General features: G+C 39.5%; 14 protein-coding genes. 13 read left to right on the forward strand and 1 reads right to left on the reverse strand.

Annotated features, from left to right (window positions below; all coding sequences use genetic code 11):
* The first annotated feature begins 91 nt into the window (after positions 1 to 91).
* The gene (gene uvrA, locus C5L21_RS08105) at positions 92 to 2,962 is read left to right on the forward strand and encodes an excinuclease ABC subunit UvrA (protein WP_004907372.1); all 2,871 of its coding nucleotides are present in this window, start codon (positions 92 to 94) and stop codon (positions 2,960 to 2,962) included.
* A 52-nt stretch (positions 2,963 to 3,014) separates the two neighbouring features.
* Here the strand turns inward: uvrA and C5L21_RS09455 are convergent, their stop codons facing one another.
* Positions 3,015 to 3,137: a putative metal homeostasis protein gene (locus C5L21_RS09455; RefSeq protein ID WP_004900063.1), complete on the reverse strand. Its 123-nt coding sequence runs from the start codon at positions 3,135 to 3,137 to the stop codon at positions 3,015 to 3,017.
* A gap of 248 nt (positions 3,138 to 3,385) precedes the next feature.
* On the opposite strand from C5L21_RS09455, the gene C5L21_RS08110 reads away from it, so the two are divergent.
* The 12 genes from C5L21_RS08110 to rsfS all read left to right on the forward strand — a co-directional run bounded on the left by C5L21_RS08110 (position 3,386) and on the right by rsfS (position 13,167).
* Positions 3,386 to 4,360, forward strand: coding sequence for a gluconeogenesis factor YvcK family protein (locus tag C5L21_RS08110; protein WP_004900061.1), 975 nt, complete (start codon positions 3,386 to 3,388; stop codon positions 4,358 to 4,360).
* Complete coding sequence (gene whiA / locus C5L21_RS08115; RefSeq protein ID WP_004905152.1) at positions 4,360 to 5,304, forward strand: DNA-binding protein WhiA; 945 nt, start codon at positions 4,360 to 4,362, stop codon at positions 5,302 to 5,304. The genes C5L21_RS08110 and whiA overlap by 1 nt, the downstream gene beginning before the upstream one ends.
* Positions 5,305 to 5,430: 126 nt before the next feature.
* Positions 5,431 to 6,033: an ATP-dependent Clp protease proteolytic subunit gene (locus tag C5L21_RS08120; RefSeq protein ID WP_004900057.1), complete on the forward strand. Its 603-nt coding sequence runs from the start codon at positions 5,431 to 5,433 to the stop codon at positions 6,031 to 6,033.
* A gap of 153 nt (positions 6,034 to 6,186) precedes the next feature.
* A complete protein-coding gene (locus tag C5L21_RS08125; RefSeq protein WP_004905151.1) occupies positions 6,187 to 7,185 on the forward strand; it encodes a D-2-hydroxyacid dehydrogenase in 999 nt (332 codons plus the stop codon).
* Positions 7,186 to 7,273: 88 nt separating this feature from the next.
* A complete protein-coding gene (locus C5L21_RS08130; protein ID WP_004900053.1) occupies positions 7,274 to 8,512 on the forward strand; it encodes a PTS sugar transporter subunit IIC in 1,239 nt (412 codons plus the stop codon).
* A gap of 270 nt (positions 8,513 to 8,782) precedes the next feature.
* Positions 8,783 to 9,442, forward strand: a complete 660-nt coding sequence (locus C5L21_RS08135) for an aggregation-promoting factor C-terminal-like domain-containing protein (RefSeq protein ID WP_004905150.1) — start codon at positions 8,783 to 8,785, stop codon at positions 9,440 to 9,442.
* A gap of 112 nt (positions 9,443 to 9,554) precedes the next feature.
* A complete protein-coding gene (locus C5L21_RS08140) occupies positions 9,555 to 10,091 on the forward strand; it encodes a YqeG family HAD IIIA-type phosphatase (RefSeq protein WP_036058343.1) in 537 nt (178 codons plus the stop codon).
* The gene (gene yqeH / locus C5L21_RS08145) at positions 10,081 to 11,226 is read left to right on the forward strand and encodes a ribosome biogenesis GTPase YqeH (protein ID WP_085699717.1); all 1,146 of its coding nucleotides are present in this window, start codon (positions 10,081 to 10,083) and stop codon (positions 11,224 to 11,226) included. The genes C5L21_RS08140 and yqeH overlap by 11 nt, the downstream gene beginning before the upstream one ends.
* Positions 11,226 to 11,540 carry a ribosome assembly RNA-binding protein YhbY gene (yhbY, locus tag C5L21_RS08150; protein ID WP_004905148.1) on the forward strand — a complete coding sequence of 105 codons (315 nt, stop codon included), beginning with the start codon at positions 11,226 to 11,228 and terminating at the stop codon, positions 11,538 to 11,540. The genes yqeH and yhbY overlap by 1 nt, the downstream gene beginning before the upstream one ends.
* Positions 11,541 to 11,553: 13 nt before the next feature.
* Positions 11,554 to 12,192 carry a nicotinate-nucleotide adenylyltransferase gene (locus C5L21_RS08155; RefSeq protein ID WP_004905147.1) on the forward strand — a complete coding sequence of 213 codons (639 nt, stop codon included), beginning with the start codon at positions 11,554 to 11,556 and terminating at the stop codon, positions 12,190 to 12,192.
* Complete coding sequence (yqeK, locus tag C5L21_RS08160) at positions 12,185 to 12,775, forward strand: bis(5'-nucleosyl)-tetraphosphatase (symmetrical) YqeK (RefSeq protein WP_004907348.1); 591 nt, start codon at positions 12,185 to 12,187, stop codon at positions 12,773 to 12,775. The genes C5L21_RS08155 and yqeK overlap by 8 nt, the downstream gene beginning before the upstream one ends.
* A 20-nt stretch (positions 12,776 to 12,795) precedes the next feature.
* Positions 12,796 to 13,167: a ribosome silencing factor gene (rsfS, locus tag C5L21_RS08165; RefSeq protein ID WP_004900035.1), complete on the forward strand. Its 372-nt coding sequence runs from the start codon at positions 12,796 to 12,798 to the stop codon at positions 13,165 to 13,167.
* Positions 13,168 to 13,189 lie beyond the last annotated feature (22 nt).

The raw sequence follows: 13,189 nt of genomic DNA on the forward strand, positions 1-13,189 counted from the left end.
TAAGAGAGAATGAAGGGCTGAGCTATGACTATCATGTAGCGGTAGTTTGTTACACAATCTACCATCGAGCACATAGCTTAATAATAATTAAATGGCAAAGAAAAATATAGAAATACGTGGTGCACGCACCCAAAATTTAAAAAATATTGATGTTGATATTCCAAAAGACAAGCTCACGGTGATTACCGGTTTGTCCGGTTCAGGAAAGTCTTCCTTGGCTTTTGACACGCTTTATGCTGAAGGCCAGCGGCGTTATGTTGAAAGTCTATCTTCATACGCCAGACAGTTCTTAGGCCAGATGGACAAGCCAGATGTTGACTCGATTGACGGTTTATCTCCAGCAATTTCAATCGACCAAAAAACGACATCTAACAACCCAAGATCAACCGTTGGAACAGTTACTGAAATTAATGACTATTTCCGATTACTTTTTGCTCGTGTTGGGCGGCCTGATGATCCGGAAGATGGGACACAAATTGTTATGACAATCGACCAGATGGTCGAGAAAGTTTATCAGCAGCTCGCAACAGGAAGTCGTCTACAAGTTTTTGCGCCTATCATCAGTCATAAACGTGGTTCACACGAAACGGCTTTTGATAATATGAGAAAACAGGGTTATATTCGTGCTCGCGTAGACGGGAAAATTATTGAATTAGATACTGATACACCAAAGTTAAATAAAAACCAAGCGCACGATATTGATGTGATGGTTGATCGTGTTGTTTTGCGGGACGATGGACGTTCACGTTTATTTGATTCAATTGAGGCTGCTGTGCGATTAACTGATGGGTTAGTAACGCTTAATGTAGCTGTGCGTGAAGGGGAAACACCTGTTGCACCACTCAAATTTTCAGACCATTATCTTGGCGCCTTGAGAGACTTTCGAGTGGGTCGTTTAGAGCCACGTTTATTTAGTTTTAATGCGCCATTGGGTGCCTGTGAAGTTTGTCAAGGGCTAGGTGTTACACGCGAAGTTGATATTGATTTAGTTGTACCAGACACTAAGAAAACTTTGCGTGAAGGCGCCATTGCACCTTGGAATCCAATATCGTCAAACTACTATCCAGAAATGTTACAGCAGTTTGCGGAACAATTTAATATTGATATGGATAAACCGTTTGAGAAGTTACCTGAAAAAGTACAGCAATTAATATTATATGGTTCAGGGACAATGGATTTTCATTTCCACTATAAAAATGATTTTGGTGGCGTGCGTGATGTTGATATGCCTTTTGAGGGAGTGATTAACAATATCTCACGACGCTTTAATGAAACAAATTCAGATTTCACACGTGATCAAATGGCAAATTATATGACTGAGCTAGCGTGCCAAACGTGTCATGGTTATCGCTTAAATCAAGCGGCTTTATCAGTGAAAATTAATGGTAAGCATATTGGTGAAGTGTCAGAATTGCCAGTAGATCAGGAACTTGATTTTTTTAATACAATGGTATTAGGGCAGCAAGATGCTGAAATTGCAGCACCAATCGTTAAAGAAATTAAAGATCGCCTAGGCTTTTTAGAAAGCGTTGGTTTGAAATATTTGACACTATCACGTTCAGCACGCACACTCTCTGGTGGCGAATCACAACGTATTCGTTTAGCCACGCAGATTGGATCAAATTTGTCAGGTGTATTGTACGTACTTGATGAACCTTCAATCGGTTTGCATCAAAGAGATAACGACATGTTGTTACATGCCATGGATAATATGCGTGACCTGGGCAATACATTAGTTGTTGTTGAACACGACGAAGACACGATGATGGCTGCCGATTATTTGATAGATGTTGGGCCGGGTGCTGGCATTTTAGGTGGTGAAATTGTTGCCACCGGTACACCAGATGACGTTGCTAACAACGATAAATCGCTTACTGGTCAATATTTAGCAGGAAAACGCTTCATACCTATACCGGATAAGAGGCGCAAGGGAAATGGTAATGCGGTAACAATAAAGGGTGCGCGCGAAAATAACCTTAAAAATGTGACTGTTAAGTTTCCGCTGGCTAAGTTTATTGTTGTGACGGGTGTTTCAGGTTCAGGAAAATCAACACTGGTTAACCAAATTCTAAAACGTGCATTGAAGCAAAAACTGAATAATAACTCTCAAAAACCCGGAAAATACCGTGCGATTGAGGGAGTTGAAAATATTGATCAGGTAGTAGATATTGATCAAACGCCAATTGGGCGTACACCACGTTCAAATCCTGCGACTTATACGGGGGTTTTTGATGATATTAGGGATCTTTTTTCACAAACGAATGAAGCTAAAATGCGAGGCTATAATAAGGGGCGTTTTTCATTTAACACAAAGGGTGGTCGTTGTGAAAACTGCCGCGGAGATGGTGTCATTAAAATTGAGATGAACTTTCTTCCCGATATTTATGTTACATGTGAAGTCTGTGGTGGTACGCGGTATAACTCAGAAACACTGGAAGTAACATACAAGGGATTTAATATTTCACAAATCTTGGCGATGTCTGTGACCGAAGCATTGGCGTTCTTTTCACCAATTCCAAAAATAGCGCGTAAACTACAGACGATCAGTGATGTCGGTTTGGGTTATATTAAATTAGGGCAATCAGCAACAACTCTGTCTGGTGGTGAAGCCCAGCGTATGAAGTTGGCTTCGGAATTACATCGCCGGTCGAATGGAAAGACGATGTATATTCTAGATGAACCAACGACTGGTCTTCATGTGGATGATATTTCCCGTTTATTGTTAGTATTGCAGCGTTTAGTTGATGGCGGTAATACCGTTGTCGTGATTGAGCATAATTTAGATGTTATTAAGTCGGCTGATTGGCTTATTGATATGGGGCCTGAAGGTGGTGAAGGTGGCGGTAATGTTTTGGTTACCGGCACACCAGAAAAAGTAATTAAACATGAGGCATCATATACTGGTAAGTATTTGAAGACAATTATGGCGCGTGACAAAGCACGCCAAGAAAATAAAGCATAATTTAAAATAAAAAGCATGAACACGATTAAGCGTTCATGCTTTTTATTTTAAGTTACTTTGATGCGCCTTTTCGCAGGTTTAAATCGTGAATTGCCTTTAAAGCACGCTTACGTGTTTTAATATTGGGGCTTTTCAGATGACGTGCTGCTGAAGCGATGTCTAATTTTTCTGTCATGATGTAATAGATCTCCAATTTGATTATTTGCAAATAGGGACGGCAAATTTAAGAGAGCAATTTGCTAGCAATCTCACTTACAATTTATTAGTATATCAAAATTTCTGAAAATTGCAACAACATGATAAAATGTAATTATAATAATGAAGTTAAAAATCGAAAGGTCGAAGTGACTCCTTGGATACAGATGAAAGTGGCACGTTATGCGTCATTAATGTATGTGTAATTCAAAGATTACTATATAACGTATGCCAGATAAACCCAAAATTGTAATCATTGGCGGTGGTTCAGGATTACCCGTCATTATTAAACCACTTGTCAAACAAAAAATTGATTTGACAGCAATTGTTACTGTTGCAGATGATGGCGGTTCTAGTGGCCTACTGCGAAACTATATTAACATCGTACCACCTGGTGATATTCGAAATATACTAGTGGCTATGTCACATGTTGATCCAGCGATTACGCAAGTCATGCAATATCGTTTTAATGCCAAAGATGATTTTTTTGCTAAGCATGCTGTCGGCAATTTAATTATTGCAGCAATGACAGAAATGCATGGTAATATTTTTGATGCTGTGCAATATTTAGCCAAGTTTATGCGCGTGCGAGGGCGTATTTACCCTGTTTCGAATGAACCGCTAATTTTACATGCAGAATTTAAAGATGGGGAAGTCATTGCTGGAGAGTCTGAAATTACTCACGCGCATAAAGTCATTGACCACGTGTGGGTCACTGGAGATGAACCAGGCGAAGCACCTAAAGCTGCCCCTGAAGTTGTCCAGGCAATTTTAGATGCGGATATGATTGTCTATGGTCCTGGTAGTTTATTCACCTCTATATTACCTAATGTTGTTGTGCCAGAAGTTAACGAAGCCTTACGGTTAACACAGGCTAAGCAAGTTTATATATCTAACATCATGACGCAAAAAGGTGAAACGGATGCTTATACTGATGCGCAACATTTACTAGCCCTGAACGCGCATATTGGTTCCCCAGTGATTGATTATGTCATTGCGAATAATGCCGTTGTGCCAGAAGACTTCGTTGATTATCAAAAATGGGATGAAATTTCACATCAAGTTAAACTAGATGAGGCAGCTGTTAAAGTACAAGGCGCTGTCGAAGTACCGGGTGATTTTTTGCAATTACGTGATGCTGGTGCATTTCATGATGGTGAAAAAATCATGTTAGAATTGTTAAAAATTTTGGAGAATAGTTAATGTCCTACGCAGCAGATGTGAAAAAAGAGTTAACAGGTTTACGTGTTCATGATGGTAATGCCAAAGCTGAACTCTCTGCACTGATGCGCATGAATGGTGTTAGCACATTAGGCATAGATCAAACCGTTTCAGTTAAAACAGAGAATGCTGCCATTGCCAGGCGCATTTATACACTATTGAAACAAAATTATACACAAATAGAAGTCGAAGTGACAGTTGCCGAACACAACTACATGTCACAGCATAAGTCATACGGCGTGTTACTCAAAAACAAAGTATCAGATGTATTAACTGATTTGGGTGTTGATCCGTTTGGTTTGCACCCCGATATTCCTGACAGAATATTGAATCAAGTCGATAAACGACGATCCTTTCTGCGCGGCGCTTTTTTGGCGGCCGGGTCCGTTAATTCACCTGAGAAGGCTAATTACCATCTTGAAATTTTTACAACGCATGAAGAGTTGGCGGAAACGTTAAGATTAATGATGGCTGAATTTGGTTTGCCGGCAAAGATTATTGATCGCTCTGGGGGTTATGTCATATACATTAAGCGTGCTGAAAAGATAGTCGATTTTTTATCAACTATTGGGGCTACTCAAACAATGTTGCGCTTCGAGGATATCCGAATGATGCGTGATATGCGTAATTCTGTGAATCGTATGACCAATGCGGAACTAGCTAACATTCAAAAAACAGCTGATGCCGCTAATAAACAAGTGCAACAAATTTTGTTTATTGCTAATGAAATTGGTGATTTAGATTTATTGCCAAAGAAATTACGTGATATCGCTAAGGCGCGATTAGAACACCCTGATGATTCATTAGCAGAGTTAGGTGATCGTCTTGAGATTAGTAAATCAGGTGCAAATCATCGTATGAGAAAATTAAAAGCATTAGAAGATATGATCAATGCTGGCGTGACATACGACTTAAATAAATTGTAGGCAATTTTTAGCACTCTTCATGCGTTTGTGCTAAAATAGTCTTAAGCCGTTGTTTGACTAATTAAAAGCGGTAAACTGCAACAATGTTATGTTGCGAATATATTTTAAATAAGGAGCCTAACAATTATGTGGCCAGGAGTTATTGAACAAACTGCCAATGGACGTGAAAGTTATGATTTGCCTTCACGTTTGTTAAAAGATCGTATCGTTTTAGTACAAGGTGAAGTAGAAGATAGCATGGCAACGTCAATTGTTGCCCAATTGCTTTTTTTGGAAGCGCAAGACCCAACAAAAGAAATCTCAATGTATATTAATTCGCCAGGCGGATCAGTTACTGCTGGACTGTCAATTACAGATACAATGAACTTTATTAAAGCACCAGTTACAACAATTGTCATGGGGTTAGCAGCCTCTATGGGAACAATTATTGCGAGTTCTGGTGAAAAAGGTCATCGCTTTATGTTGCCTAATGCTGAATACCTTATTCACCAGCCAATGGGTGGTGCTGTGGGCGGAACACAGCAAACAGATATGGCAATTATTGCTGAACAATTAACCAAGACACGTGACAAGTTGAATAAAATTTTAGCTGATGCTTCTGATCGCGATTTGGAGACTATTGCCCGTGATACTGAACGTGACCACTGGATGAGCGCTGAAGAAACACTTGCTTACGGTTTTATTGACGGTATTTTAACAAAATCTGGTGAAAAGCCAACAACTAAATAAACAAAAAACGCAGGGGTAATCGTCTGCGTTTTTTGTTTGCATTAAATACAATATTATGGCTATGATATAAAAATAAGTTTAGTTAATATTTCACGTGCAAAAATGCACAAAATGGGGTAAAATAGAGTGGTAATATAAATTTTGGAGGATCTTATGAAGATTTTTGCTTATGGTATTCGTGATGACGAGAAGCCATCACTTGAAGATTGGAAGTCAGCTCATCCTGAAGTTGAAGTTGACTATACTCAAGAATTATTAACCCCTGAAACAGCAGCTTTAGCTAAAGGTTCAGACTCAGCAGTTGTTTATCAACAGTTAGATTATTCACGTGAGACGTTAGCTGCCCTAGCTGAAAATGGGGTGACAAACTTGTCACTTCGTAATGTGGGAACAGATAACATTGATTTTGATGCTGCTAAGGCATTCAATTTCAACGTATCTAACGTGCCTGTTTATTCACCTAACGCAATTGCAGAACATGCAGCAATTCAAGTTTCAGCATTATTGTCACAAGCTAAAGTCATGGAAAATAAAGTACAAAAACGTGACTTGCGTTGGGAACCAACAATCCGTCGCGAAGTACGTGACCAAGTTGTTGGTGTGGTTGGGACAGGTCACATAGGCCGTGTATTCATGCAGATTATGCAAGGATTTGGTGCAAAAGTGATTGCTTATGATGTCTATCGTAATGCTGAATTAGAAAAAACAGGCGTTTACGTTGACACATTGGACGAATTGTTAGCACAATCAGATATTGTATCGCTACACATTCCTCACATCCCAGGCACTAATGATCAAATGATTAATGCTGAAACAATTGCTAAGATGAAAGACGATGCTGTCTTAGTTAACGTATCACGTGGTCTACTTGTGGATACTGATGCTGTTGTTGCGGCCTTGGATTCAAAGAAATTGTTTGGCTTTGTTATGGATACTTACGAAGGCGAAGTGGGTGTGTTCAATAAGGATTGGTCAGTTAATGGGCTTGATGACAAGCGCTTAGATGACTTGATTTCTCGTGAAAACGTCTTTGTAACACCACATACTGCATTCTATACAACACATGCTGTAAAAGAAATGGTACACCAATCATTTGATGCTGCTGTAGCTTTTGCCAAGGGTGAGACACCAAGTATTGCTGTAAAGTATTAAGACTTATTGACTAAGCCCGGGCATTTGCGCGGGCTTTAGTGTGAATTGAAACGATTAGTGAACTTGTTTAAAAGTAGTAGGGAAAATTATGACTATTAAAGCAGATGGCCAGAAATGGGCCACAAAGGAGTCACAAATGGTGCGTAATGAAGAATATGCACGTAAAGCCTCCGAAAGTGCACCAGTAACATTTAGTGGTGCCACCGAATTAAAACTTAAGGACTTTTTCTTTAAAGTGCTTTCAGGTTCAGCACAAGGAATTTTGATTGGTGTTTTACCTTCAGCTGTTATGAAGTACATCATTCAGTATTCTGGTTTAGGCACAACTGCTTTTGGTGCTAACCTCAGTGCGATTTTGACGCTCTTTACATCACTTATTCCATTTTTGATTGGTATGGCTGTTGCCTTACAATTTAAAATGAAAAGTTTGGATGTTGGTGTGGTAGCAATTGCTACGGCAGTTGCTTCTGGCTCAATTAAATGGGCCAAAGTATCAGCCGGATTTGTTAACCCAGTCACTGGCATCAAGACGGTCGCACCTAGTAATATCTATATAGCTAATGGTGCCGGGGATGTTATCAATGCGATGATTGTTGCAGCGATTGCCGTATTGGTCACATGGCTTGTGTCTCGATACTTGAAAGGCTTTGGGTCAGTAGCTATCATCTTAAGCCCAATAATTGTTGGTGGTGGGGTTGGCCTAATTGGTAAAACTATTGCACCTTATGTTGGTGCGGTAACCACTTGGATTGGACAATTAGTAGAAACATTTACTAAATTGGCGCCTATACCGATGGCAATGCTCATTGCAATGGCATTTTCAATTATTATTATTACACCAGTGTCTACTGTTGGTATTGCGCTTGCCATCTCATTATCAGGCATCGGCTCAGGTGCTGCAGCGATGGGTGTTGTAGCGACAACAATCGTCTTGCTGATTAACTCTTGGCGCGTCAATAAGCCTGGTGTGACCGTTGCTATTGCACTTGGTGCCATGAAAGGCATGATGCCTTCAGTGTTTGCTAAGCCATTAACGATGCTACCATTCTTATTAACCGCCGCTATATCTGGTATTCCGGTAGCCTTGTTTAATGTTCAAGGAACGCCAACGACAGCAGGGTTTGGGTATATTGGTTTAGTATCGCCAATCCAATCGATGGTTAAAGATGCGGCAGTGCCAGCTAGTGTAATGAATCATTTTATTAACCCCGTAACTGCACTGATTGCTTGGATTATTGTGCCAATCATTGCTGGTTTCATTGCACAATATGTTTTTAGTAAGTTACTAAAGCTATACACACCAATGGACTTCCAACAAGACTTGTAAATTATTTTTAAGACGAGATATGTTAGCGTATCTCGTCTTTTTTGCTTCTTTATGACAGGTATGTGTTAGTTATGTGACGCTGACAATAATTTATTTTTTCAACTCCTAAAATCACTATCAAAGTGCGTTATTTTTCAGCTTTTTTGTTAAACGTTTAATATTTTTTAATGGTAAACAAATAGCGTGATAATGTTTAATATTTATATATTGTATGTTCATTTAGTAACTGGTGTCATGCTTTTGTAACATTGGGATTAGACAATAGAAAGCATGATGTTAAAGAAAATATTACTTACAAGTGCAACAATTACAAGCTGTGGTTTGGGAATTTTTGGAACACCAACACATGCCAATCAAGAACATGTGACCTATACTAAGCCAGATCGTGAAAAGGTTAACGTTATTGGTATTGATGACGCTGTAAAATCATTATCAGATGTCAATAGTATCCAGCTTAGTGCTAGTAAAAGCCATCAGCCAGAGCGTACACAGCAATTGACAGCAGAAGCTAGTGTCAAACAAAATGAAGCGAAGGCTGAACCAGCACCAGCGGTGCAAACACAAACACTGAATCATATTGATATGAATGAACAGCAGGTTGCTGTTGAACCAAAAACCAACGATCAATTGTCAGTCCCATCGTCACAATCTGCAAACGTAGTGGCCACAGCAGCGCCAAAGCCAGTGACTAATACGGGTGACATTCAGTGGCTGATTACACGTGAAAGCCATGGCGATGCACATGCAACAAATGGTGCTTATTATGGTATTGGACAATTGGCAGAATCATATTATGATAAATATGTGCCAGGTCAGAATTACCGTGGAAACTATGATGTGCAATTAGAAGCAATGCAAAAATATATCGCGGAGCGCTATGGTACGGTTGATAATGCAATTTCTCATTGGCAATCAAATAATTGGTATTAAAAAGGTAACAGCGTACTGTTACCTTTTATTTTGTCTGGTGCGACTTGTTATAAATTAACAAGATAGTAGTGTATAATAAGATAGAATAAATAAAATGGATGATGGATTATCGATGCGCTTAGAACATTTTACGCCTACCTACATGGTAGAAAGAATATACGATTTGACAGTTGAAGATTTAAAAGCCCACGGTATTACGACAGTATTGGCTGATTTAGACAACACGTTATTGGCTTGGAATAATCCAGATGGCACCCCTGAATTAAAGCAATGGTTGCAAGATTTACGCGAGGGTGGCATCGAATTGATTGTGGTCTCAAACAATACCACTAAACGTGTTGCTAAAGCCGTCGAGCCACTGGGAGTGAAATTTGTGTCTTGGTCCTTAAAGCCTTTACCACGTGGCATACTTCATGTCTTAAGAACGCATCATTTAAAGCGTGAGTCTGTCATAATGGTAGGTGATCAAATGCTTACAGATGTTTGGGCGGCTCATGGGGCAGGGGTGAGAAGCGTTTTAGTAAAACGTTTAATCGAGTCTGACATGTGGCAGACTTGGATAAACCGTAGCGTTGAAAAAATTGTTAAAAAAATTGTTTTTAAAGCACATCCACACTTGAAATGGGAGAAATCACTTCGTGACAACTGAAATAACAGAAACATATATCCAAGAACAATTATCAGAGGGCATTCGCTGTATCGGCTGTGGTGCTTTGATGCAAGTGACGGATGCAAATAAATCAGGTTATTTACCAATGAGTGCACTTAAGAAGACAATTGATAGTGATGAACTGCTTTGTCAACGTTGTTTCCGCTTAAGACACTACAATGAAATTCAACCAGTAGAGCTGACAAACGATGATTTTGCAACGTTGTTGCATCAGATTTCTGAGACGAAGGCATTGATTGTCTATGTTATTGATGTTTTTGATGTCACAGGTTCTGAAATTTCAGGATTACCACGCTTCGTCGGTCAGGATAATCCAATTTTAGTTGTTGCGAACAAAGTTGACTTACTACCTAAATTATTGAATAAAAACCGTCTAAAAAATTGGTTGCAGGCGGAGCTCAAGGCACAAGGTATTCAGCCGGCTGACATTTTCTTGACCTCAGCAACTAAGCCACAAAATTTAGATGATTTGTTAGACAAGGTAGATACGCTACGACAAGGGCGCGATGTTTATGTTGTTGGTGTAACCAATGTTGGTAAATCAACGTTGATTAACCAAATTATCAAATCTCGGACAGGTGTCACTGATTTAATTACGACGTCTCGTTTCCCAGGAACCACCTTAGATCGTATTGAAATTCCGTTAGCTGATGGTCAATTTTTGATTGACACACCTGGCATTATCAAGCGTGATCAAATTGCTCATGTGTTAGATGATAAGAATCTTAAGTACGCGTTACCTAAGAACGAAATCAAGCCACGTACTTACCAACTAAATCCGGAACAGACAATTTTTATTGGTGGTCTGGCCAGATTTGATTTTGAAGCAGGACAACGTAGTGCAGTAACTGCTTATTTTGAAAATAATTTAAATTTACATCGTACAAAGCTACTAGGCGCGGATGATTTTTATCAAAAACATGTCGGGAACCTATTAGCACCATCGCCAACACAAGTCACCACATCGACGCTTGTTAAACATCAATTCCATACAACAGAAAAAAGTGATATTGTGTTTGCAGGGTTAGGTTGGGTAACTGTGCCCGCGGGTATTGAAGTTTCGGGTTGGGCGCCACAAGGTGTTTCAGTCCTTATTAGAAAGGCAATGATTTAATGTTAGAACTTACAGGAAAACAAAAAAGATTTTTACGTTCACAGGCAAACACACTATCACCTATTTTTTCGATTGGTAAGAATGGCTTAACACAAAAATGGGTCGATGAAATTGTTTTAGCACTAGCAAAACGGGAATTAATAAAAGTTAGCTTACAGCAAGGTGCTGATGAGAGTGTCAAAGACGTAGCAGATTTTATTCAAGCACACTCCAATATTACAGTGGCGCAAACAATTGGTCGTACCTTAGTTTTGTTTTTGCCTGCTGAAGAAGATAAATATAAAAAAATTTCAGTCGCACTAGCTAAGATTTAAGGCGGTAAAATCTATGAATGGGACGTATACGGTTTACCCAAAAATTCAACCCGATACTGTGACCATGCCGACTAAAAAACGTGTTGGTATATTTGGCGGAACATTTAATCCGCCACACATTGGGCAATTGATACTAGCTGAAAGTATTGGCAAACAATTAGGATTAGAAAAAATATTTTGGATGCCTAATGCTGTTCCAGTTGACGGCACACATGCTAGTGCCGTTGAGCCATCATATCGTGCACAGCTGGTTAAAATGGCCATCATGGGTAATCCACTGTTTGATATCGAGCTACGTGAAATTCGACAAGGTGGGAAATCGTATACGTACCAGACAATGCGCGATTTGGTTGAGCAACATCCTGAAAATGAGTATTTTTTTATCCTTGGTGGTGAAAAAGTCAGTAAATTAGCGACTTGGGACTATATTGATGAGTTGACGCGATTGGTGACTTTTGTTGCTGGGGCACGCGGTGGTAATCGGCATGAGTCAGACTATCCTATTGTTTGGCTAGATGTCCCAGATATTGCTATCAGTTCCTCAGACATTCGAACAAAGTTAAGATTAAATCAAAGTATTAATTATTTAGTTCCGGAACGTGAAGCATGCTTTATTCAGGAGTATAATCTGTATAGAGGCATTTATGACTAATTATTTTAATGGTACAATTCAAACACTGGAGACACGCGTTGCAGACAAATTATCTGATTATCGTTTTCAACATAGCGTGCGTGTACGTGATTATGCGGTGAAACTAGCACATGATAATGGTGTTGACGAAGATAAAGCAGAAGTCGCGGCACTGGTACACGACTATGCCAAAGAACTTTCAGATGAAACATTTCTCTCTGTGATTAAAGCAAAACATTTGGACTCTGATTTACTTAATTGGGGCAACTATATTTGGCATGGGGTTGTTGGGGCTGAGATTATTCGAGATGAACTCGGTATTGAAGATGACGAAATTTTAAATGCAGTACGTGAGCATACCACAGGTGGTGCCGAGGAAATGACACCATTATCTCAGGTATTGTTTATGGCTGATTATTTAGAAAAAGGACGTGATTTCCCTGGTGTAGAAACAGCACGTCAGATAACTGATCAATCACTGGCCGCTGGTGTGCGCTACCAGATTGTGCATACTGTGTTACGGTTAGTGAAAAAAGAAACGCCGATTTATCCAAAAAGTATCACGACTTATAATTACTGGTTAAACCGGGGACTATTAAATTAAAGAAAGTTAAGGGATTAATTTTGACAACAGCGTTAGATGTGAATACTGTTTTAGAAACAGCGGTAAAAGCTATTGATGGTAAAAAAGCAAATAATATTGTGGCATTAGACATGCGCAATGTGAGTTTGATGGCAGATTATTTTGTGATTGCAGATGCTGCTTCTAACCGTCAAGTGCAGGCTATCGTGACAGAAGTGAAAGATAAGGTTCAAGCAGCAGGCGGTGAAGTGAAACTAATTGAAGGGTTTCAATCAGCTGACTGGGTTCTGGTCGATTTGGGGGATGTGATTGTGCATGTCTTTTCAACCGAACAACGTGACTTTTACAATTTGGAACGGTTGTGGCATGATGCGCCATATGTTGATTTAACGACATTATTAATAGCAGACTAGTTTGAGACAAGCAGCAGCTTGT

This window comes from Leuconostoc citreum, from assembly GCF_004354555.1.
In the GTDB taxonomy this organism is placed as follows: Bacteria; Bacillota; Bacilli; order Lactobacillales; family Lactobacillaceae; genus Leuconostoc; species Leuconostoc citreum.

Bases quoted from the DNA above. Each gene is read 5' to 3' on its own strand.
- C5L21_RS08155 (WP_004905147.1), top strand. From the start codon at position 11,554: ATGAATGGGACGTATACGGTTTACCCAAAAATTCAACCCGATACTGTG.
- yhbY (WP_004905148.1), top strand. From the start codon at position 11,226: ATGTTAGAACTTACAGGAAAACAAAAAAGATTTTTACGTTCACAGGCA.
- uvrA (WP_004907372.1), top strand. From the start codon at position 92: ATGGCAAAGAAAAATATAGAAATACGTGGTGCACGCACCCAAAATTTA.
- C5L21_RS08130 (WP_004900053.1), top strand. From the start codon at position 7,274: ATGACTATTAAAGCAGATGGCCAGAAATGGGCCACAAAGGAGTCACAA.
- C5L21_RS09455 (WP_004900063.1), bottom strand. From the start codon at position 3,137: ATGACAGAAAAATTAGACATCGCTTCAGCAGCACGTCATCTGAAAAGC.
- C5L21_RS08125 (WP_004905151.1), top strand. From the start codon at position 6,187: ATGAAGATTTTTGCTTATGGTATTCGTGATGACGAGAAGCCATCACTT.
- yqeK (WP_004907348.1), top strand. From the start codon at position 12,185: ATGACTAATTATTTTAATGGTACAATTCAAACACTGGAGACACGCGTT.
- whiA (WP_004905152.1), top strand. From the start codon at position 4,360: ATGTCCTACGCAGCAGATGTGAAAAAAGAGTTAACAGGTTTACGTGTT.
- C5L21_RS08140 (WP_036058343.1), top strand. From the start codon at position 9,555: ATGCGCTTAGAACATTTTACGCCTACCTACATGGTAGAAAGAATATAC.
- C5L21_RS08120 (WP_004900057.1), top strand. From the start codon at position 5,431: ATGTGGCCAGGAGTTATTGAACAAACTGCCAATGGACGTGAAAGTTAT.
- C5L21_RS08135 (WP_004905150.1), top strand. From the start codon at position 8,783: ATGATGTTAAAGAAAATATTACTTACAAGTGCAACAATTACAAGCTGT.
- C5L21_RS08110 (WP_004900061.1), top strand. From the start codon at position 3,386: ATGCCAGATAAACCCAAAATTGTAATCATTGGCGGTGGTTCAGGATTA.